Source organism: Maricaulis parjimensis, from assembly GCF_016817355.1.
GTDB lineage: Bacteria > Pseudomonadota > Alphaproteobacteria > Caulobacterales > Maricaulaceae > Maricaulis > Maricaulis parjimensis.
Genome location: NZ_JADOTT010000002.1, coordinates 1 through 22,864, shown reverse-complemented (window position 1 = coordinate 22,864; position 22,864 = coordinate 1). Strand labels below are relative to the sequence as shown.

The window sequence follows — 22,864 nt, the reverse complement described above, 5'->3', positions numbered from 1 at the left end:
TCTACTCCTCGGACGTGTCACCTTCGCGCGGCAGGATGGTCACCCGCCAGCTCGTGTCAGGCTGCAGGTATTCTGCGGCCATGGCCACCAATTCTTCCTGCGTGATCGTCTCATAGTCTTCGGTCAGGGCGCGGATACGGTCCAGCCGCTCCGGATGTGCCCAGGACTGGGCCAGCCAGCTCATCCAGGCGCCATTGCTCTCGAAGGCATTCTCGATCTGTTCGAGCAGGGGGCGGCGGGCCCGCAGGAGTTCGTCTTCGGAAATCCCGCCATTGGCCAGTTCGGCCGCCAGCTCGTCGATCGCCGCATAGGTCGCGTCGACATTCTCCACGCGGACATCCGCCCCGACATAGAGATAGCCGTAATCGGGATAAACCTCCGAGGCGGTGTCATTGTTGAAGGCGGAATAGGTAAAGCCCTCCGCTTCGCGCAGACGCTCGGTCAGTTTCAGGTCGAACACGGCACGCAGCAGGGACAGGGTGCGCGTGCGATGCGCATCACTGTCGTCAAAGGTCGGCCAGTAGACATTGGCCATGGCCTGATAGTCTGGACCATTATGATGCAGGACCACCGGCTCGATGACCGGGTCCGGGAAGCGCACGGTGCGGGCTTCCGGATAGTCCGGCCAGTCTGCCGCGCGGGCCGGCAGCGCCCCCAGCGTCGGTGCCATGGCGGCGATCAGCGCCTCTTCACTGATATCGCCCACCACGGTCACCTCGATGGGGGCCTCGGTCAGGGCCGGGCTCAGGAAGGCACGGATCGCGTCCATGTCGATCGCGGCAACCTGTTCCGCATCGGGCAGGCCATAGCGCGGATCACCGGACCGGATCATGCGGGTGACGTCGGCCTGCAGCACGCCGCTCGGCGAGGCGTAGAGATTGCGGCGGATTTCCGGGATCACGGCGCGGAACTGGTCCAGGCCTTCCTGGCGCCAGCCCGGATCGGTGAGATAGGCGGTCAAAAGGTCGAACTGCACACGCAGATCCGATGGGGTCGTGCCGGCCTGGAAGGAGAAACTGTCATCCCCCACGCCGAAGCCCGCGCCGACATTGCGTCCGGCCAGAACCCGGCCAAGCTCGTCCTGGCTGTGCTCGCCCAGACCGGCCGAGGTGAAGACGGAACCGGCAATGATATCCACGCCGTCCTGAGCCCGCGGCTCAAGTTCGCCACGGCCGAAATCGACCCGGATCCGCACCGTGCCATCCTCGAAATCGGTCTGTTTGAAGGTCACAGCCACACCATTGCCGAACCGGAAGCGCACCAGGCCGAGATCCTCAACCGCCTCACGCTCAACCACGGAACCGGCCGGGCCGAAATCGGTATAGGCAAACTCGATCGCACCGCTTTCCTCCGGCGGCGTGACCGCTTGCTGGGCACTGACCTCCCAGGCGTCCCGGATCGCGGTTTCCGCGTCCGGCAAGGCCAGGGGCGAGGCCAGGAAGAGCAGCGGTGCGCTACCATCCCATTGCTCGCGGAAGGCGGCATTCACCGCTTCCACCGTGACATCGTCCAGCGTCGCCTCGAAACGTTCCAGCATGGAGGCCGGCGTCGTCATGACCTGGTCCTGGCGCCAATTGGACCAGATCTGGTCGGCGAGGCCGGAGCTGGTCCGGGTACCGGCCTGATCGGCCGCATCACGCAGGGAGGTGTGCATATTGGCCAATTGCTCGGCCAGTTCGGCTTCGGTGAAACCGTATTCCAGCGCCCGGCGCAATTCCTGCTCGACGCTGGCGACGGCTTCGCGCCACTGGTCGGGACGGGCCACAGCCAGGACACTGGCGCGGTCCGCCAGTTCGAAATCGGTGGAATGGGCCGCCGACGCCTGGATCAGCGGCGAGGTGCCGGAACTGGTCAGCGTGGCGAAACGGCGTGACAGGATCCGGTCGCCCAGCGAAGCGAGATTGTTCTCGAACCGGGCCGCGGCCGTATCCAACTGCGGCACATGGGGCCGCATCACGTCCACCGTAAAGATGGTGTAGATTTCCGGATCGTTGAAATAGCCCACCGACATGGGGCGTTCCGCATCGAAGCTGCCGACATCGGGATCGCCGCGCGGATCCTCGATCGAGGTCCAGCTGGAAAAGCCTTCGCGGATTTTCGGTTCGATCATGTCCGGATCGATATCGCCGGTCACCACCAGAATGGCGCGCTCGGGCACGTAGTAATTCTCGTAATAGTCGACAAAGCGCTCACGCTGGGCGGTCTCGATCACCTCAACCGTGCCGATGGCGTCGCGGTCGGCGATCAGCGTGTCCGGCAGGCGGAAGCGCCAGAGCGCATTGTTCCAGCGGCGGATCGGCGTATTGCGGAAGCGTTCTTCCGACAGGATGACGCCGCGCTCGCGGTCGATCGCCTCGCTGTCCATCAGCAGCTCGCTGGCCGTCTGGCGCATCAGGAAGAGCGCTGTGTCCACCGTCTCGGTGTCCACTTCGGGAATATCGAGCTGATAGCCGACCGTGTCACGACCGGTGAAGGCATTGGTGTCCGGACCGAATTGCAGGCCGAAACGCTCCAGCAGGGGCACCATTTCGCCCTCGGGCACTTCGGTGGAACCGTTGAAGGCCATGTGTTCGATGAAATGCGCCAGGCCACGCTGATCATCGGCCTCGGCCATGGAACCGACATTGAAGACCAGACGCACAGCCGCCGTGTTCGGCGGGGTCTGGTTGGCCAGGATGGCGTAACGCATCCCGTTTTCCAGCTCGCCATAACGGATCGCCGGATCGGCCGGCAGATCGGAAACCTCGTGAACGAAACTGTAGTCCGCGACCGGTTCAGGCGCCTCGGCCGGTTGGCAGGCGGCCAGGCCCAGCAAGGCCAGACCGGCCACAGGTGCGGCCAGCCACTTCATCTCGCGCGGAAAAATCATTCACAGCTCCCGTTTCGATCCCCATTGGAACCTAGCGGGGCATGGCCATGTGTCGAGTAAATTAGCGGAAAGGACTGCGTTACCTCAGGCCGCGTCTTCAGCGACCGGGTCATGCTCGGCCACCCAGTGGCCGGTCTCCACCTCGATCAGCTCGGGCCGGTATTGCTCGGCGTCCGGATCATCGACCAGTTTGGACTTCATGAAGCGCAGCTGGGCTCGCGTATCCATCGGCGAGGGCAATTCCCCGTCCAGCTTGATGCGGACCTTGGCCTTCTCGATGGCGGGATCCGGCACCGGCACGGCAGAAATCAGCGCCTTGGTATAGGGGTGGCGGGCGTCTTCATAGATCTGGTCGCGATCAGCCATTTCCACCACGCGGCCAAGATAGAGCACCATCACGCGGTGTGAGATTTCCCGCACGACCGAGAGGTCGTGGGAAATGAAGATCATGGACAGGTCCAGCTCTTGCTGGAGCTCGATCAGCAGGCGCACGATCTGGGCCTGGATCGACACGTCGAGGGCCGAAACCGCCTCGTCGCAGATCACGAGTTTGGGGTTCAGGATCATCGCGCGGGCAATGCCGACACGCTGGTTCTGACCACCGGAGAGTTCGTGCGGATAGCGGTTGATCATGTTCGGGTCGAGGCCGACCTTTTCCATCATCGAGCGGACCGCTTCGGTGCGTTCCTTCTTCTTCATCGACTTGCGGAAGGTCAGCATGGGTTCCTCGATCGAGGCCCCGATAGTCATGCGCGGATTGAGCGAGGCCAGCGGGTCCTGGAATACGATCTGCAAATCCTCGCGGGATTTGCGCAGCTCGTTCGACTTCATGCCCAGCAGGTCCTTGCCGATCCAGGACACGGTTCCCGCAGCAGCCGGCACGAGACGCAGAACGGCGCGGGCCAGGGTGGATTTGCCACAGCCGGACTCCCCCACCACGCCCAGCGTCTCGCCGGGCTTGAGATCAAAGCTGATCCCGTCAACGGCCCGCAGCGTCTTGAATTGCGGCTTGAACCCGCCGGAGACCCGGATCGGGAACTGGACTTTCACATCCTCGACCTTGAGCAGCGGATCAGCGGTCTCGGCGTCCGGCACGGGCTGCAGCGGGGTGTGACCCGGACGGTCCGGCTGGTCCAGGCGCGGCATCGCGTCCAGCAGCATGCGGGTATAATCGTCCTTGGGTGCGGTGAAGATATCCTCGATCTTGCCGCCCTCGACATAGACGCCATTCTTCATCACCTGGGCCCGGTCCGCCATGCGGGCGACCACGCCCATATCATGGGTGATCAGGGCCAGCGCCGCACCGGTCTCGCGCTTCAGCTCGTCCATGATGTCCAGGACTTCCGCCTGCACGGTCACATCCAGCGCCGTGGTCGGCTCGTCGCAGATCAGCAGGTCGGGCTCGCACAGCATGGACATGGCGATCATGACGCGCTGGCGCATGCCGCCGGACAATTCGTGCGGGAATTGGTTGAGACGGCGCGCGGCTTCGGGAATGCGTACACGGTTGAGCCATTCCAGGGCGCGCTGCTCGGCCGCCTTGCCCTTGAGCTTCATGTGGATGCCCAGGACTTCTTCCATCTGGGCGCCGATCCGCATGTGCGGGGTCAGCGAGGTCAGCGGATCCTGGAAGATCATCGTCATCTTCCGGCCGCGCACCGTGTTGAGCTTTTTGGGCGAGAGGCCGAGGATTTCCTGGCCGCGATACTTGATCGAGCCCTCCGCCTTGCCGTTGGACGCCAGCAGGCCCATGGCCGCCAGGAAGGTCTGGCTCTTGCCGGAACCGGATTCACCCACAACAGCCAGGCATTCGCCCGCGCTGATCTCCAGGGACACGCCCTTCACAGCATTCACGACACCATCGGGTGTGCTGAAATTCACCGCCAAGTCTGAAACCTGGAGGATCGGGCCCTGATCGCTCGAAGCGGCACCGGTTGTCGTCAATTCACTACTCCTCACCCCTGGCGAAGGGCAGAGCATATCGGCGGATTCCGCCTTGACCAGCCTTCGCTTCAGGCCTGACGCATCCGGACCGGCTTCCTGCTTGCGGCAATGGGCGAACCAGCGGGCAGCTTTCCCGGCAAATCAAATAATTGCAGTATGCGACGAGAATTCTTTTCCAACCGGATGCGCTTGATGCAAAATGGCGTCATTCACCAGTCGGACCGCAAAAACATGGGATTGAACATCCGGCGGACATTCTCCCGGGGGGTACAGTGACCCGGCGAACCGACGACCGTCTGCGCGCGCTCTATCAAAGCACGCCGAACGCCGTGATCCTGCTGGATGATGCGCTCTGCCTGCGCTCCTGCAATCCCGCCGCCCAGCGCTTGTTCGGACCGGCCCTGACCGAGATGACCGGCAAGACGGCGCAGATCCTGTTCGCCTATCCCCGCGATTTCGACCAGCAGGCGGAACGGGGCTTCGGCCTCCACCATGACCGGATCGAAAATACCTTCAATGCCCGCTATCGCAGTCTGGGCGGCCGGGTGTTCGATGGCGAAACCGTCGCTGTCCGGGTCGAGGCGGAGGATCCCGTCAACGCGCCGGACGTGATGCTGATCATCCGGGATGTGTCCGCCGAACTGACATTGAAGGCCAAGCTGGAGGCCAGTGACATCCAGCTGCGCGCCGCCCTGGCCTCGGCCAATGAGGGGGCCTTCTCCCTCAACCTGGTCACCGGGCTCGGCTCGACACGCGGCTTCATCAACGAGTTTCTCGGCATCGCGACCACGGACGCCACGATCAGCCTGGACCGCTGGCTGGGCGTGATCGCGCCGAATATGCGGGACACGGTCGACGAGGCGATCCAGCGCCTGCGCAAACACCCGACCGAAGCCCTGGACCAGATCTTCCGCGCCAAGCGGGCCGACGGGGTCTGGCGCTGGCTGCACATGCGCGGCCGGGTCACCGAATTCATGCGGGACGGCACATCGCAGCGCATTTCCGGCGTGGTTTCCGATGTCACCGAACGCCAGGCGCTGGAAGAAAAACTCGCCGAACGGGAACGCCAGCTCGCCAATGCCATCGAGGCCGGTTCCTGCGGGGTCTGGGAATTCCGGCCCAGCACACGGCAGATCACACCCTTCGGCGAAATCCGCGACATGCTGGGTCTGGAAGACGACGAAGTCGCCATTGCAGCGGAGCGCTGGACCGAGCGCACACATCCGGATGAGCGCGAAGCCGTCTCCCAGCGGATTCGTGACCTCGTGGCCGGCGATGAAACGGCCATGGACCTGGAATACCGCTTTCAAGACATCCGGACGAATGAATGGGTGTGGCTGCGCTCGCGGGGCCGGATGACGCGGTCAAGCAACAATGAAGCCGTGGTTGCCGGGGTCCTGACCGACGTCACCGAACGCAAGGAGATGGAAGCCGCCATCGCGGAAAGTGAAGTCGTGCTGCGCGAGGCGGTGGATTCCGCCAATGCCGGCACCTGGAACTGGGATGTCCAGTCCGGCATGCTGCGTGTGTCAGGCTTCGTCGTACCCCTGCTGGGGCTGGGCGAACTGGACGCGGAGCTCAGCTTCGACGACTGGATGAAGAATGCGCCCAATTACGACAAGGATCGGGTGTTCGAGCGCCACCAAGCCCTGAAAAACGCCACGCGCAATTCTCCCCAGGAGATCCTGGGCGGGATGTTCGGTGAGTTTCCGATGATTTCCGCCGATGGCAGCGAGGTTTGGCTCCGCTCCCAGGGGCGCATCGTGGAGTGGACAGCGAATGGCCACCCCAAGCGCCTGACCGGCGTGATCACCAATATTTCCGAGGAACACCGGCTCTCTGAAGCGCTACGCCAGAGCGAGTCCCGCCTGCGCGACGCCCTGCGGGCCGCCAATGAAGGGGCCTGGCGGCTCGATCTGCGCCAGCGGATCGCCGAAATCACCGCCGTCATATCGGAAATGGTGGGCCTGCCGGCTTCCGATGCCCGGATCAGCTATGATGACTGGCTGGAACGGGTCCATCCGGAAGACCGCAAAATCTGCAATGAGGGTCTGGATGCCCTGATCGACGGCAGCAGTGACACGGTGGATTACATTGTGCGCTACCGGTCGGAGAAGGATGGCTGGATCCACGTCCACAATCGCGGACGCGTGTCCGAGCGCGCGGAGTCCGGCAAGGCCCTGAAGGCGACCGGCTTCATCACCAATGCCAGCGACCGGATCGAAGCGGAGAAACGCCTGGCCGAACGTGACCAGCAAATTTCCGAAGCTGTTGACGCCGCCGCCCTGGGCACTTGGCGCTACGACTACAACAAGAACAGGATCACGCTCAGCGGTTCCGTCGTGGCGGCCCTGACCGGTTCCGGCACCCAGATCGAATTCCCGCAGCAGAGCTGGACAGACCTCATCCATCCCGAGGACCTGCCCGGCCTGGGCCAGATGTATGAAGACGTGATGGCCGGCAAAACCGCACGGCTGGATGCCGAATACCGGCTGCATCATCCCGACGGCAAATGGTATTGGTACAAGGTCACCGGCAAGGTCGTGGAAACCGATGAAAACGGCCGCCCCACGGCCGGAAGTGGCGTTGTCTGGAATATCGATGCCGCCCGGCGCGTGGAGATCGAACTCGAGGAAAAGCGCGAACGCTTCGAGCGGATTTACCGTGCCTCTCCGGCCATGATGCACACGATCGACAAGGACGGATATATCGTCGAAGTCTCCGATTACTGGCTGGCCCAGCTGGGCTATCAGCGCCATGAAGTGATCGGCCGGAAATCCGTCGACTTCCTGGATGAAAAATCTCGCGCTCAGGCGATCGAGGAGAACCTCCCCTTCCTGTTCGAGCATGGCTACAACACCAATCTCTCCTACGGCATGCTCCGCAAGGATGGCAGCGTCATGCGGGGCCTGCTCTCCTCCTTCCTGGAGCGGGACGAGAATGGCGATCCGCTGCGCTCCTATGCCGTGATCACCGACGTGTCCGCCCTGCACAAGGCGAATGAGGACCTGGCCAGGACCAATCGTGAGCTGGACCGGTTTGCCACCGTCGCCTCCCACGACTTGCAGGAACCGCTGCGCAAGATCGCGGCCTTCTCCAGCCTGCTGCAAAGACGCTATGCGGAAAAACTCGATGCGGACGGCATCCGCAATCTGGAATTCCTGGTCGACGCGGCCCACCGCATGCAGCGCCTGATCGACGACCTGCTCGCCTATTCACGGCTGGCCAGCCTGGAAATCAAACCCCAGCCGGTCGATGTGCGCCAATGCCTGGACGACGTGCTGGCCAATCTCGACGCCGCAATCAGTGAAAGCGGCGCGCAGATCACGATTGGCGACATGCCGATTGTTCAGGCCGACCCGACCTTGCTGGCCCAGATTCTCCAGAACCTGATATCCAATGCCGTGAAATACCGGGGTGAAGCCACGCCCGAGATCATTGTGTCTGCCCACCCGGACACGTCCGGATGGGTGGTCTCTGTGCAGGACAACGGGATCGGCCTGGACGTGAAATTCGCCGAGAAGATCTTCGCGCCTTTCCAGCGTCTGCATTCACGCGACGCCTACAAGGGAACCGGGATCGGCCTGGCCATCGTTCGCCAGGCCGTCGAGCGGCATAATGGCAAGATCTGGGTTGAGAGCGAAGAAGGCCGCGGTTCGACCTTCTCCGTTCTGCTTCCGGGCAAACTGCCCCAGCCCGCCCCGGACGCGCTTCACGAAGAGCCCGCCAAATAGCTATTCGAAGCGCAGGGCCTCGATCGGGTCCAGACGCGAGGCACGGTGCGCCGGATAGAGGCCGAAGAACACGCCGACCATGGCCGAGGCCCCGATCGCGATACCGACAATCATCGGATCGATCACGATCTCCAGCTGACCCACTTCCGCATAGACCAGCGTGCCCCCGACACCGGCAACCAGGCCGGCCAGACCGCCGATCAGGCACAGCACGATGCTTTCGATCAGGAATTGATTGCGCACATCGCGCCGTTTTGCACCGACGGCCAGGCGCAGCCCGATCTCCCGGGTCCGTTCGGTCACCGAGACCAGCATGATATTCATGATGCCGATCCCGCCCACGAGCAGGACAATGCCCGCCCCGACCGCCAATAGCAGGCCCAGCTGGCTTTCCGTCTCATTGCGCGCGCGGATGAATTCGGCCAGCGATCCGACATTGAAATCATCCTCGGCGCCCGGCGCGATCTCTCGCCGTATCCGCAGCAGGTCCTGGATGTCGGCAATCACCCGGCTGGTGGATTCGCCCGGTGCAATGTCCGCATAGACGGTCTGCACGGCATCACGGCGCGTCACCTGGATACCAGCTCCGAAGCGCTGCCTGACCGTATTCAGGGGCGCAAAAATCACATCATCCTGGTCCTGTCCCCAGGAGGTCTCGCCCTTGCGGGCCAGCGTGCCGATCACCTCGAAGGGCTGCCCCCCGATCCGGATCGACTGCCCTAGCGGGTCGGCCCCGTCAAAGAGTTCCGTGATGATGGTCTGTCCGACCAGCGCATAGCGGCGGCCTGAGGTTTCCTCGGCACCGGAAAAGGCCCGCCCATCGGCGATGGTCCAGCCGCGTGCGGAGAAATAGTCCGGGTTCACGCCCTGGATCCGGGTCGACCAGTTCACACCACCGAATACGACGGTCGAGGCAGAGCTCACCTCTCCGGACACCCCGGCCAGACCGGCAATTTCATTGCGGATCGCCTGAACATCCCCGTCGGTGAGCGGATCGGCCGTGCCGGCCCCGCCGCGGCGGCCACCGAACATGGACGAGCCCGGACGAATGATCAGGAGATTGGCCCCGAAACTGGCGATCTGTTCCTCGACCGCACGCTTGGTGCCTTCACTGATGGAGACGAGGACGATCACCGACGCCACCCCGATGATCACGCCCAGCATGGCCAGCGCGCTGCGCAGGGCATTGACCCGAAGCGCAATCAGCGCGACGCGCAGCGAGGATAGAAGGTTCATGACCGGTCCTCCAGGATCTGGCCGTCACGGAACACGATCTGGCGGCGGGCATGATCGGCCACCTCCTGTTCGTGTGTCACGAGGATAATCGTGATGCCCTCGCGGTTCAGCGTGTCGAAAATCCCCATGATGTCGTCGGAGGTCTGGCTGTCCAGCGCCCCGGTCGGCTCGTCGGCGAGCAGGATTTTCGGATCATTCACCAGCGCCCGGGCAATCGCCACGCGCTGCTGCTGACCGCCGGACAATTGCGAAGGATGGTGATCGGTGCGCTCTCCCAGCCCGACCTGTTCCAGACGGGCCAGAGCCCGCTGCCGGCGCTCCGCGGGCGCCACGCCAGCATAGACCAGCGGCAGGGCCGCATTCTCCAGCGCCGAGGTTCGCGGCAGGAGATTGAATTGCTGGAAGACGAACCCGATCGTGCGATTGCGGAAGGCCGCCAACCGGTCGGCATCCAGACCTGCCAGCTCCTCACCGGCAATGCGCAGGGAACCGGAGGTGGGCCGGTCCAGCGCGCCCATGAGGTTCATCAGGGTCGACTTGCCCGACCCTGACGCGCCCATGATGGCGACGTAATCGCCGGGCGCGATGTCGAGGCTGACCCCGTCCAGCGCGCGCACGGTCTGGTCGCCCATCGTATAGGTCTTGACCAGGTCACGGCATTCGATCAGTCCGCTCATTCGCGAACCTCACGGGCCCGCGTCACCACGGCCTCGCCGACTTCCAGATCACCGCCGACCACTTCGGTCGTCTGACTGTCGGAAATGCCCAGGCGCACACGGCGTTCTTCCAGCGTACCGTCCGCCATCTCCACCCAGAGCGTGGCCGCCCGGGTATCCCGCATTTCACGCATCATCTCGCGATAGCGGGTCAGCTGGTCGGCATCGAGGATGGCTTCCATGCCACGGGCGATCTCCGCCTGCAGACCGTCGCGGTCGAACTCACCGCCCGCCTGAGCGGCGGCCCGGGCACGGCCCATCGCCTGCATGAAGACGCTGCGCGCCTGTTCCTGCTGGCTCTCGCTCATCCCCAATTCCTCGGCCATGCGGGCCATCGGGTTCTGGCCACCGCCCTGGGGCGGTCCGCCGCGCTGTCCGCCGCCCGGCGTCGGGGCCTGCAGCGGACGGGCCCGGCTTTCCAGCGCCGGAGACGGGCGGAAGCGCAGCGCGCCATTGCCCACGGTGAGAACGCCGGAGCGCTCGCCCGTGATGATGTCCATATTGGCCGTCATGCCCGGCAGGAGACGCTGGCCCGGATTGGCGGCCGAGACGACCACCGTATAGGTGACGACATTGTTCAGCGTCTGCGGTGCGAGGCGGATCTGTTCAACCTGACCGGTCAGTTCGGTATCCGGATGCGCATCCACCGTGAAGCGCACGGCCTGGCCCTGACGGATCTGGCCGATATCGGCTTCATCCACCTGGGCATCGATCTGAACCTGGCCGAGATCCTGGGCGATGGTGAACAGGACCGGGGCCGACAGGCTGGCGGCCACGGTCTGGCCCACATCCACGGCGCGATCGACGACCACGCCATTGATCGGCGCGCGGATCGTGGTGCGTTCCAGGTCGATGCGGGCGCCTTCCAGGGTCGCATCGCGCTGGGCCAGGACGGCGCGGGCATTGGTAATCTGCGCGCGGGCCACACCCAGTTCCGCCTGGGCAGCGGCGAGCGTGGTTTCGGCGGTATCCAGGGCCGATTGGGCCACAGTGCCGCGGTCATGCAGGGTGACCATGCGGTCATATTCCAGCTGCGCCTCGCGCAGATTGGCCTGGACGCGGGCAAGCGAGGCCTGCTGCAGCTCCAGACTGGCGGCGGCCGTGGCCCGCGAGGCCTCGGCTTCGCGAACCCGGGTTTCAAATGTCTGGGGATCAAGGCGGGCAATGACCTGTCCGGCTTCCACCGTGTCATTGTAATCGGCCATCAGCTCGGCGATCTGGCCGGACAATTGCGACCCGACCTCCACCGTGACAAGCGCACGCACGGCACCGGAAGCGGCCACGATGCGCCGGACATCGCCCGTCGCAGCGGCTTCCGTCTCGATGACGATCTCACCACTGTCACCGCCGGACCGGCCGAACATCCACCAGCCAGCCGCCAGCAGCACAATCACGGCCGCAACCGCAGCCCATAAACGCTTGTTTTCAAGCATGCCTAACCCCTTCAGCGGATGCCCCCGCAATCCGTATCGCTCTCTGCCAACGCAGCACACGGACAATTCCGTCGCTCCTGCGGCACATCGAGGGATGTAGCGCGCTGATGGTGGAAAGGCTATGCAATCCCATCAGATCGGTCAGAGAGTACAGCGTGGAAGATTTTCGAGCCCTTTTGGACGTGCCCGGCATGGGCCTCGCCCTCAAGGCGTCCCCGATTGCCGGCGTGGCGATCTGGCTGTTGATCACGGTTGCCTTGTGGCGCGGCGGTTTCCGCGATCTGGTGGAGCGGATGACACGCCCACGCTGGTCGGCCCGGGAGAAACTCCATGCCGCCGCGATGATACCGGTGCGGGCCCTGATGCTGGCAATGGTCGCCGCCATCGCAGCCGCCATGAGCCTGGCCGGCCTGCTGTTCAACGCCGCCATCATCCTCAACCTGGTCAGCCTCATCCCGTCCGGCTAGCCGACCTCATTGCCAGGCCAGCCGCCACCGAGCGCCAGGAAAATATCGACCTGGGCACTGGCGACCGCCGCCTGCGACCGGACCAGCGCGGTTTCGGCATTCGCCAGTGTCCGCTCGGCGTCCAGCACGACCACAAAACTGTCAGCCCCGGCGCGATAGCGCACCCGCGCCAGTTCGGCCGCTTCCTGTGCCGCATTGCGGGCGACCTCGAGCGAGTGCAGGCGCTCACGCTCGGACACGAAGGCCGCCAGCGCGGTTTCTGTCTCCTGCAAGGCGGTCAGCACGGTCCGGTCGAACCGGGCCAGGGCGGCATCAGCCCCCGCTTCAGCCGCAGCCAGACGGGCGCGGGAGGCGGACAGGTTCGGGAAGGACCAGGACAGCACCGGGCCCAGGGAAAGGGTAAGGCCGTCACTATCGCCCAGATCGCCGATATCCAGGGCACTGGAGGAAACGGACCCGCCCAGCACGACGCTGGGATAGAGACCCGCCGTGGCGATATCAACGCGGGCGGCAGCACCGGCCAGGGCGTGTTCCGCCTGGCGGACATCGGGACGCCGGGCGATCAGACTGCCGGCATCACCGGCTGCGATTGGCCGGGTGAGCACCGGGATACCGTCACAGGCCGGAATGGCGCTGCGCATCTCGACCGGGGTCCGGCCGGTCAGCGTGCCCAGGCGGAAGAAGGCCGAGGCCTGGGCGGCCTGCAGGCTGGGCAATTCGGCAGACGCTGTTTCCAGAGCCGACTGCGCCTGGACCACATCCAGCCGCAAGCCCCGTCCGGCCTCATAGAGGCGCTCGGTGAGCTGATAGGACTGGCGGGCAATTTCGACATTCTGCGAGGCCACATCCAGCAGGGCGGCACTGGCGCAGTAATCCGTCCAGGCGCGCACCGTATTGGCGATCACCAGGATATGGGCCGCATCGCGCGCCGCTTCGGCCTCCAGCACGCTTTCGCGGGCGGCACCGACGCTGCCCCGGACACGGCCGAAGAAATCCAGCTCATAACTGACATCCAGACCGGCGGAATAGGCATCGCTCTCCACCGGGTCACCGCCCGTCGTGGAGGGGCGCCGCACATAGCCTCCGGAGCCCGACACACTGGTCTGTGGCAGCAGCGCGGAGCGTGCTTCGCCCAGTCCGGCACGGGCCTGTTCCAGGCTGGCGCGGGCTTCGGCGAGGGAGGGGTTGGACGCCAGGGCATCGCTGACCAGCTGGTTGATGGCGGCGCTTTCATAAAGCTGCCACCAGACCGCCTCGGGCGCCGCATCCGTCAGCTCGCCGGCCTGGGTGGCCAGCAGGGCTTCGCCGGACAGGTCCGCCAGTCGGGACGGATTGGCCGGTGCCGGCTGCAGACTGGCGCAGGCGGTCAGGGCCGATGCCCCCAGCAGGAGGGGCAGCAGGGTTTTCATCGCACGGGTCATGCTTGGTCTCCTTGCGATCCGTCCGAACCTTCCGGAGCGGGGCCCTTGGGCAAGAGGCGGGAGATGAAACGGCCGATCACATAGAAGACCGGGGTGAAGAGAAGACCGAACAGGGTCACCCCGATCATGCCGGAGAAGACCGCAATACCGATCGCCTGGCGCATCTCCGCACCCGCGCCATGGGCGAAGGCCAGCGGCATGACGCCGAAGATGAAGGCGAAGGAGGTCATCAGGATCGGACGCAGGCGGATGCGCGCACCTTCCACGGCGGCCCGGGTCGGTGTCAGCCCCTGTTTCTCCTCGGCCTGTTTGGAGAACTCGACCAGGAGGATGGCATTCTTGGCCGCCAGGGCGATCAGAACGACCAGACCGACCTGGGTGAGGATATTATTCTCCATGCCCGCCAGATTGATGCCGATCATCGCCGCGAGCACGCACATGGGCACGATGAAGATCACCGCCCAGGGCAGGGTGAAGGCTTCATACTGGGCTGCCAGGACCAGGAAGACGAAGACCACGGCGAAGACGAAGATCAACAATCCGGAATTGCCCGCCGCCTTCTGCTGATAGGCGATCTCGGTCCATTCATAGCCGACGCCTTCGGGCAGGACGCGTGCCGCGATCTCTTCCATCGCCACCAGCGCTTCATTCGAGGACACGCCCGGCGCGGCCTGGCCCTGAAGCTCGATGGAGGGGAAGAGATTGTGACGGACCACACGGACCGGACCGGTATCGTCAATGATCCGGGCCAGAGCCGAGAGCGGCACCATTTCGCCGGAGCTGGAGCGCACCTGGAGCTGGCCGACATCAGCCGCTTCGTCCCGGAAGGGCGCATCGGCCTGGGCCGTCACCCGGACCGTCCGGCCCAGGAAGTTGAAATCATTCACATAGGTGGAGCCGAGATAGGTCCCCAGCGTGGCGTAGATTTCCGACGGCGCGACCCCCAGCTGGAAGGCCCGTTCCCGATCGACATCGACGCGCAGGCGCGGCGAGGTCGTGTCGAAGGTGGAATAGACGCGGGTGACGCGGCCATCCTGGTTCGCGGCTCCCATCATGGCGAAAGCGGCCTGCTGCAGCTCGTCAAAGCTTTGCCCGTTGCGGGCCTGCAGCATCATCTTGAAACCACCCCCGCGACCCAGGCCACGGACGGCCGGCGGTGCGATGATGAAGGCCGAGCCCTCCGGAATGGCCTGGTTGATGACACCGGTCAGACGCCCGGCCAGCGCTTCGGCCGTCAGGTCCGGATGGCCGCGGCGATCCTCGAAACTGTCCAGGCGGATGAACATCAGGCCGGCATTGGAGGCCGGTGAGAAGGTTGCGCCATTCATCCCGGCGAGCGCCACGAGGGTTTCGACGCCCTCGGTCTGGAGCAGCGCATTCATCGCCTCATTCATCACGGCGTCCGTCCGCGCCAGGGAGGCGCCGGGCTGCAGCTGGACCACACCGATCAGCGTGCCCTGGTCCTGATCAGGGATGAAGCCGGTCGGCGTTTCCGCCAGGCGCCAGCCGGTGACGGCCAGAAGACCGGCATAGGCCACCAGCATCATCACGACGACACGCAGGAGGCGGGCCACCAGAAGAGAGTATTTGGTCGATAGCCAGTTGAAGGCGTCATTGAAGGCCTTGGACAGGATACGCAGCGGGGCGAGCCAGGCCGGACCGGTCTCGTCGCCATGATCCTTGTGCGGTTTGAGCATCAGGGCACACAGGGCCGGTGACAGGGTCAGGGAGACGATCAGGGAGATCAACGCGGCCGAGGCGATGGCCACGGCAAACTGGCGATAGAAAATCCCCGGAATGCCCGGAATGAAAGCCGTCGGCACGAAGACCGAGACCAGGACGAGCGTCATGGCGATCAGGGCGCCGGACACTTCCGTCATGGATTCCCGGGCCGCCTCGCGCGGGCTCAGACCCTCCCGCATCAGACGTTCCACATTCTCCACCACGATGATGGCGTCATCGACCACGATGCCGACCGCCAGGACGAGCGCGAAGAGCGAGAGCGAATTGATCGAGAAACCCAGCGCCAGCTGGATGGCGAACACGCCGACAATGGACACCGGAATGGCCACGATCGGGATGAAGGCCGCCCGCCAGTTCTGCAGGAAGATCATCACGACGAGAACGACCAGGAAGACGGCCTCGATCAGCGTGTGCTGGACGGCCTCCACGGATTCCTCGACGAATTCGGATGGGTTGTAGGGAATGATGTAATCGACACCCGGCGGGAAGCTTTCCGCCGCGGTCTCGATCGCCTCCATCACGGCGGCCGCAGCTTCCAGCGCATTGGCACCCGGCTGCTGCACGATGGCCATGCCGACACCGGGCTGGCCACCAAAATAGCCATTCACGGAGAAGTCTTCACCGGTGATCTCGACACGGGCCACATCGCTGAGCCGGGTGACCTGGCCATCCGCGCCACGCTTGATCACGACATTCTCGAACTCGTCTTCCGCGATCAGACGGCCCTGGACCGAGATCGGGATCTCGAACGGCACGGCACCGGCATCGGTGAAGGGCGGCTGGCCCAGACGGCCACCGGCGGCCTGGATATTCTGGGCGCGCAGGGCCGCGACGATATCGCTGGCCGTCATGTCATTGGCGGCGGCGCGTTCCGGGTCGATCCAGACCCGCAGGGAGTAATTGCCGCTGCCGAAAATCCGCACATTGCCGACGCCTTCCAGGCGCAGCAGCTGGTCGCGCAGGACGGAGTTTGCGTAATTGCCCAGATAGGCGCGGTCCACCGCGTCATCCTCGGCGCGCAGCGCGATGATCAGCAGGAAGCCGGAGGATTCCTGGGCCACCGCCACACCGGTCTGGCGGACCTGGGCGGGCAGGCGCGGCTCGGCCCGGTTGACGCGGTTCTGCACCAGGACCTGGGCCGTATCCAGATCCGTGCCCGGCTGGAAGGTGACCGTGATATTGACCTGTCCCGTCGCGGTCGCCGAGGAGGTCATGTAGAGCATGTTCTCCACGCCATTGATCTCCTGCTCCAGCGGAGCGGCGACCTGTTCAGCCAGATCCTCAGCCGTGGCGCCCGGATAATTGGCGCCCACACGGATGGTCGGCGGCGCAATCTCCGGATACTGGGCCAGCGGCAAGGACGGGTAGGCGAACACCCCCATCAGCGTGATGAAGATCGCGATCACGCCGGCAAAGATCGGGCGGTCGATGAAGAAGTGGGAAAGCCGCATGGGCGGAACTCTTTTCTCGGGTAGCGAGGGAGGGGGTCCGGACCCTAGGGCTGGGTCCGGACCAACGGCAGATCGGATCCGGGGGCAGGCTGGGCCGACCGCCGCATTCTGGGTTTCAGTCCGTCACGCGGGCCGTACCGGCCGGCCGGTTGAGGGCCGCAGTGACGTCTGCGGGCTGGACGTCGCGGGTGATCGAACCGGAATGTGTCGTCACGCTCATGCCCGGGCGCAGCCCCTGCAGGCCGGCAATGATGACGCGGTCCGACCGGTTCAGACCGCTTTGCACGACCTGGAGATTGTCGCTCGTCGGTCCCAGCACCACGGACCGGACGGAGACCTTGTTCTCAGCATCAACGACATAGACCAGACGGCGCGTCGCATCCGAGAGGATCGCGGTCCGCGGCACCAGAAGTGCCTCATAGGGGTCAGATCCGCGCACGCGGATCGTGCCTATCATGCCGGGCCGGATGAAGCCGTCCGGATTGGCGATTTCGGCGCGCATCAGGATGGTGCCGGAGCCGGGCTGGATCTGGTTGTCCACGAAGACGATCTCGCCGGAGCGCGAATAGTCCGCCTCGTCCTGCAGGCGCACTTCCACCGGCGCCCCCTCCCCGGTGCCGCTGGAGCGCTGGTAGCGCAGCAGCACACTCTCGGAAGCATAGAAGGGGAAGTAGAGCGGGTCGGAGCTGACGATCGTGATCAGCGGATCACCCTGGGCCGTGCTGCCCTGGACCAGATCACCCGGATCACTGGTCCGTGCGGACAACTGGCCGGAGATCGGCGCCCGGATCTCGGTGAATTCGAGGTTCAGCCGGGCCGCTTCGGCATCGGCCTGGGCCGTGGCCAGCGAAGCGCGGGCATTGGCCAGCGCGGTCTGGGCCTGTTCCAGGCTTTCCTGGGAGATGGCATCAACGCCCCGCAGCTCCTCGGCGCGCTGCAGATCAGCCTGAGCCTGGCGGGCATTGGCCTGCGCCATGGCGGCGCGACCGCGCGCGGCATCATAGGCCGCCTCATAGGGGCGGCGATCCAGCGTGAAGAGCAGATCCCCGGCCTCAACCGTCTGGCCATCGCGCACATGCACGGTTTCCAGATACCCACTCACCCGCGCCCGGATCGAGACATGCTGCGGCGATTCAAACCGGCCGGTGAACTCATCCCAGTCGGCGACCTCCTGCACCAGGGGCGCCGCAATCTCGACATTGGGCATGGGCTGCTGGGCCGCGACCGGCTCGGCCTCGCCTGCGCTGCAGGCGGCCAGGGCAAAAGACGCAAAAAAAGCGCCGCACAGAGCGGCGAGGCGATAAGGCATGGGGAGGAGCCCTTACTTGACTGTCTGGCACCGGAGACGGGACCTTCAGGCCTCTAAGTCATCGGCGGATGACTTTTATTTGACATTCGTCCGCACGGATGTCAACACTTGATGACAAAGAACAATCACAAAAGATTTCGGTCGATGAAAACAAAACCGGCAACGACCCGGGCGAGGAATGCCGAAGCGACGCGCTGTGCCATCCTGGAAGCAGCGCGGAACCGCTTTGCCCACAACAGCTATGACAATGTCGGCATCCGCGAGATCGCGTCCGAGGCCGGCGTCGATTCCGCGCTGATCTCGCGCTATTTCGGCTCCAAGGAAGAACTCTTCGCCCAGGTGCTGGACAGCGCCAAGAAGTCCGACCTGTTCCAGGGCGGACGTGAAGGTCTGGCCCGGCGCACGGCGGAGCATCTGATCGACAATCATGGCGGCGACAAACCGCTGGACGATCTGCTCGTCCTGCTCAATTCCGCCGGATCGGAAACCGCCGGCGAGATGGTCCGCCGCTCGATCCATGAGCGCTATAACGAACCCATGGCGGAGCTGCTGGGCGGACGCGACGCCCTGTTGCGGGCGCGCATGTTCGGTTCAGCCCTGATGGGACTGATCATTTCCAGCAAGATTCACGGGACCCGCTTCCTCGGCGACCTGCCGCGCGAAGCCATGCTGGAACGGCTCACGCGGCTGGTCGAGGAAGCCATCGCGGAAATCTAGCCGCCGCGCGTGTGCGACACGCCGCCATCCACGGTCAGCGTGGACCCCACGACATAATCGCCGGCCCGCGAGGCCAGGAAAATGGCGGCACCGGCCATGTCTTCCGGTGCCCCGATCCGGCGCGAAGGAATGTGCGGCGCCACCGCATCAGCATGATCCCGGGCCACCTTGTTCATCTTGGAGGCAAAGGCCCCCGGTGCGATCGCCGAGACGATGATATTCTGCGGTGCCAGTTCCAGCGCCATCCGCTTGGTCAGATGGATCAGGCCGGACTTGGAGGCCGCATAGGAATAGGTCTGCATCATCGAGACCGACAGACCGTCGATCGAGGCGATATTGATGATCTTGGCCGGCTGGTCCGGCGAGGACGCCGCCTTCAGCGCACCGAGCAGGGCCTGGGCCAGGAAGAAGGGGGATTTCACATTGAGATCCATCACCTTGTCCCAGCCGCTTTCCGGAAACTCTTCCAGCGGCGCACCCCAGGCGGCCCCGGCATTGTTCACCAGGATGTCCAGCTGGCTTTCCTGGGCGAGGAATTTCTCGGCCAGACGCTTGGCGCCATCGGCCCCGGAGACATCTTCCGGCAGCGGAATGCACTCACCGAATTCCGACAGGCGTTCCGCCGTCGCAAAGCAATCCTCCGCCTTGCGCGAGGAGATATAGACTTTCGCGCCGGCCCGCAGATAGCCCTCGGCGATCATCTCGCCAATCCCGCGCGACCCGCCGGTGATCAGGGCGGTGCGGCCTTTCAGGCTGAACAGGTTTTCCATGATGTCTTTCTCCCCGTTTTGTGTGGCCTATGGCGTAGCCCTGAGCACAGGGCGTGTCGAGCCCCGGGTATGCTCGTGACCGTATCGCCAGAATGCAAATATGGGAGATTCCCGGCTCCGGTCCGCCAGCCAACGGAACATTACAGGCAATTAATTTCACCCCCACGACCAGCCCGTTGCACTTTGCGCCCACACGCATTCGAGGTGGGAGAAACCAATGACCCGTGTCTTTACCGCGGCGCTCACCGCTGCGCTGGCCTTTACCGGCCTGGCGACAGCGCAAGTGCCCGATGTCGATATTCCCTATGAGAGTTTTCAGCTCGAGAACGGGCTGACCGTTGTCGTCCATGAGGATCGCAAGGCGCCGATCGTCGCCGTGTCCATCTGGTATGGCGTCGGCTCGGCCAATGAGCCGGCCGGCCGTACCGGTTTTGCGCACCTGTTCGAACACCTGATGTTCAACGGGTCGGAAAACTATAATGACGATTATTTCGGGCCCTTCGAACAGGTCGGTGCGACCGGCATGAACGGCACAACCTGGTTCGACCGCACGAACTACTTCCAGACCGTGCCCACCCCGGCCCTGGAAATGGCGCTGTGGATGGAATCCGACCGCATGACCCATTTGCTCGGCGCCGTCGACCAGGAACGCCTGGATGAGCAGCGCGGCGTGGTGCAGAACGAGAAGCGCCAGGGCGACAACCAGCCCTACGGCATGGTCGAGTATTCCCAGCTGGCCGCCCTCTTCCCGGAAGGCCACCCCTATGCCCACTCCACGATCGGCTCGATGGAAGACCTGTCGGCCGCGTCCCTGGAAGACGTGCAGGAGTGGTTCCGCCAGTATTACGGCGCCTCCAACGCCGTTCTGGTCCTGGCCGGTGATATCGATGCCGAGGAAGCCCGCCCGCTGGTCGAGCGCTATTTCGGTGACGCCCCGGTCGGCCCGCCGCTCTCCCGCATGGAACAGTGGATCCCGGAGCGCGAATACGACACGACCGAAGTGATGTATGACGACGTGCCCCAGCCGCGCATCTACCGCACCTGGGTCGTGCCGGGCCGCATCACGCAGGAACGCGCCGAGCTGGAAGTCTTCGCCACCGTTCTGGGTGGCGGCCGCACGTCGCGCCTCTATCGTGACTTCGTCTTCGATCGCCAGGTTGCAACCCGCGCCGTGGCCTATGTCGAGGAACACCAGCTGGCCAGCCAGTTCCATATCGAAGTGACGCTGAACCCGGGCGAGGATGTCGCCGCAGCCAGCGCCCGCATCGACGAAATCCTGGGTGAGCTTCTGGAAGACGGTCCGACCCAGGACGAGCTGGATGCCGCGCGCACGCGCATGAATGCCGGCACGATCCGCGGTCTGGAACAGATCGGCGGCTTTGGCGGCAAGGCTGTCGCCTTGGCTGAAGGTCAGCTCTATGCCGGTGATCCGGGCTTCTGGCGCACCAATCTGGAGCGCATGAACAATGCCACGGCCGACGAAATGACAGCGACGGCGAATGAGTGGCTGACATCGGGTTCGCACCAGATCAATGTCCTGCCGTTTGGGGAATACGCCTCGGTCGAGACCGATGCCGACCGTTCCGCCCTGCCCGTCGTGGACACCACGCCGGACCTGGTCTGGCCGGACGTTCAGACGGCCGAGCTGTCCAATGGCGTCGACATCGTCTTCGTGCGCCGTGACGCGGTTCCGGTTGTCGAGATGCAGATGGTCTTCGATGCCGGCTATGCCGCCGACAGTGCCGAAGGCGGCATGCTGGGCCTGAACTCCTTCATGATGAACATGCTGGATGAAGGCGCCGGCCGCATGGATGCGCTGGAAATCTCGGCGGAAGCCGAGAGCCTCGGGGCCAATCTGTCGACGGGGGCCAATCTGGACCTGTCCACGGTGACCCTGTCGGCCCTGGCCTCCAACCTGCAGCCTTCGCTGAACCTGATGGCGACGGTGATCACGGACCCGACCTTCGCGGATGAAGACATCGAGCGCGTTCGCGAGCAGACGCTCAACGGCATCCGCCAGGAAATGGCCAATCCGATTGCCATTGCCCTGCGCACCCTGCCGCCGGAAATGTATGGCGAAGGCCATGCCTATTCGGTGCCCTTCACGGGGTCCGGCACGCCGGAATCCGTCGCCGGTTTCACCCGTGAAGCCCTGGTCGCCCACCAGCAGACCTGGCTGCGTCCGGACAATGCCACCCTCTTCATCGTCGGTGACACGACGCTGGAAGAAATCACGCCGATGCTGGAACGCGCCTTCCGCCGCTGGGATGCGCCCTCCACGCCGCTGCCGGTGAAGAATATGGGCGAAGCGTCCAATTCCGGTCAGCCGCGCGTGATCATCGTGGACCGTCCGAACTCGCCGCAATCGCTGATCCTGGCCGGCCTGATCGGTCCGGAAGGCAATGTCGACAATCCGGAAGTCTATTCCGCGATGAATGACGCCATCGGCGGGTCCTTCACGGCCCGGGTCAACATGAATCTGCGCGAAGACAAGGGCTGGTCCTATGGTGCCCAGACCCTGCTCTGGGGTGCCCGCGGCCAGCGTCCGTGGATCGTCTATGCGCCGGTCCAGACCGACCGCACCGCCGACAGCCTGTCGGAACTCCTGCGCGAGTTCACGGAATTCACCTCCACCAACCCGGCGACCGAAGCCGAGCTGGAGCGGTCGGTGAACAATTCCACGCGCTCCCTGCCCGGTCAGTTCGAAACCGCGTCCGCCGTCCGCGGCTCGCTGGTTTCCAGCTATAATTATGGCCGTGACTGGAATTATCCGGCCACGCTGACCGAGCGCTATCGCGCCCTGGAACTCGGCCCGATCCATGAGGCCGCCGAGGAAGTCGTCAACACCGACAACCTCGTCTGGCTCATCGTCGGCGACGCCGCCCAGATCGAGGACAGCATCCGCGAACTCGACATGGGCGAAATCGAAGTCCGCCGCCTGGGCCAGTAAGGCTCAGCGACAGGATGAAACAAGAAAGGGCGCTCCGGCCGGAGCGCCCTTTTTCTTTGGGATGCAGGCCAGCCCCCCCTTCTCCCCGGGGAGAAGGGGCCGCG

13 protein-coding genes are annotated in these 22,864 nt (G+C 64.5%); 4 read left to right on the top strand and 9 right to left on the bottom strand.

Annotated features, from left to right (window positions below):
* Position 1 precedes the first annotated feature (1 nt).
* Both I0K07_RS03725 and I0K07_RS15945 read right to left on the bottom strand, forming a co-directional pair.
* A complete protein-coding gene (locus tag I0K07_RS03725; protein WP_203291489.1) occupies positions 2-2,869 on the bottom strand; it encodes a M16 family metallopeptidase in 2,868 nt (955 codons plus the stop codon).
* A gap of 84 nt (positions 2,870-2,953) precedes the next feature.
* Positions 2,954-4,813, bottom strand: coding sequence for an ABC transporter ATP-binding protein (locus I0K07_RS15945; RefSeq protein ID WP_275297413.1), 1,860 nt, complete (start codon positions 4,811-4,813; stop codon positions 2,954-2,956).
* Between the two features lie 272 nt (positions 4,814-5,085).
* Between I0K07_RS15945 and I0K07_RS03715 the strand changes: the two genes are divergently transcribed.
* A complete protein-coding gene (locus I0K07_RS03715; RefSeq protein WP_203291487.1) occupies positions 5,086-8,547 on the top strand; it encodes a PAS domain-containing protein in 3,462 nt (1,153 codons plus the stop codon).
* Here the strand turns inward: I0K07_RS03715 and I0K07_RS03710 are convergent, their stop codons facing one another.
* From I0K07_RS03710 to I0K07_RS03700, 3 genes are read right to left on the bottom strand one after another with little or no spacing between them, the layout of a single operon-like run.
* A complete protein-coding gene (locus I0K07_RS03710) occupies positions 8,548-9,783 on the bottom strand; it encodes an ABC transporter permease (protein ID WP_203291486.1) in 1,236 nt (411 codons plus the stop codon). It abuts the gene before it with no gap.
* Positions 9,780-10,460, bottom strand: a complete 681-nt coding sequence (locus I0K07_RS03705) for an ABC transporter ATP-binding protein (protein WP_238934501.1) — start codon at positions 10,458-10,460, stop codon at positions 9,780-9,782. The genes I0K07_RS03710 and I0K07_RS03705 overlap by 4 nt, the downstream gene beginning before the upstream one ends.
* On the bottom strand, positions 10,457-11,932 hold the full coding sequence (locus I0K07_RS03700; protein ID WP_203291485.1) for an efflux RND transporter periplasmic adaptor subunit: 1,476 nt from the start codon (positions 11,930-11,932) through the stop codon (positions 10,457-10,459). The genes I0K07_RS03705 and I0K07_RS03700 overlap by 4 nt, the downstream gene beginning before the upstream one ends.
* A gap of 155 nt (positions 11,933-12,087) precedes the next feature.
* Here I0K07_RS03700 and I0K07_RS03695 point away from each other — a divergent pair, with 155 nt between their 5' ends.
* Complete coding sequence (locus I0K07_RS03695) at positions 12,088-12,399, top strand: hypothetical protein (protein ID WP_203291484.1); 312 nt, start codon at positions 12,088-12,090, stop codon at positions 12,397-12,399.
* Here I0K07_RS03695 and I0K07_RS03690 read toward each other — a convergent pair.
* The 3 genes from I0K07_RS03690 to I0K07_RS03680 all read right to left on the bottom strand — a co-directional run bounded on the left by I0K07_RS03690 (position 12,396) and on the right by I0K07_RS03680 (position 18,323).
* Positions 12,396-13,820: an efflux transporter outer membrane subunit gene (locus tag I0K07_RS03690; RefSeq protein ID WP_238934499.1), complete on the bottom strand. Its 1,425-nt coding sequence runs from the start codon at positions 13,818-13,820 to the stop codon at positions 12,396-12,398. The genes I0K07_RS03695 and I0K07_RS03690 overlap by 4 nt on opposite strands.
* The gene (locus I0K07_RS03685; protein WP_203291483.1) at positions 13,817-17,014 is read right to left on the bottom strand and encodes an efflux RND transporter permease subunit; all 3,198 of its coding nucleotides are present in this window, start codon (positions 17,012-17,014) and stop codon (positions 13,817-13,819) included. The genes I0K07_RS03690 and I0K07_RS03685 overlap by 4 nt, the downstream gene beginning before the upstream one ends.
* A gap of 115 nt (positions 17,015-17,129) precedes the next feature.
* Positions 17,130-18,323, bottom strand: a complete 1,194-nt coding sequence (locus I0K07_RS03680) for an efflux RND transporter periplasmic adaptor subunit (protein WP_203291482.1) — start codon at positions 18,321-18,323, stop codon at positions 17,130-17,132.
* A 144-nt stretch (positions 18,324-18,467) separates the two neighbouring features.
* On the opposite strand from I0K07_RS03680, the gene I0K07_RS03675 reads away from it, so the two are divergent.
* Complete coding sequence (locus I0K07_RS03675) at positions 18,468-19,040, top strand: TetR/AcrR family transcriptional regulator (RefSeq protein ID WP_203291481.1); 573 nt, start codon at positions 18,468-18,470, stop codon at positions 19,038-19,040.
* Here I0K07_RS03675 and I0K07_RS03670 read toward each other — a convergent pair.
* Positions 19,037-19,810 (bottom strand): SDR family oxidoreductase, encoded by a 774-nt coding sequence (locus tag I0K07_RS03670; protein WP_238934497.1) that lies wholly within the window; start codon positions 19,808-19,810, stop codon positions 19,037-19,039. The two genes, I0K07_RS03675 and I0K07_RS03670, sit on opposite strands and share 4 nt — an antisense overlap.
* A gap of 217 nt (positions 19,811-20,027) precedes the next feature.
* Here I0K07_RS03670 and I0K07_RS03665 point away from each other — a divergent pair, with 217 nt between their 5' ends.
* A complete protein-coding gene (locus I0K07_RS03665) occupies positions 20,028-22,760 on the top strand; it encodes a M16 family metallopeptidase (RefSeq protein ID WP_203291480.1) in 2,733 nt (910 codons plus the stop codon).
* Positions 22,761-22,864 lie beyond the last annotated feature (104 nt).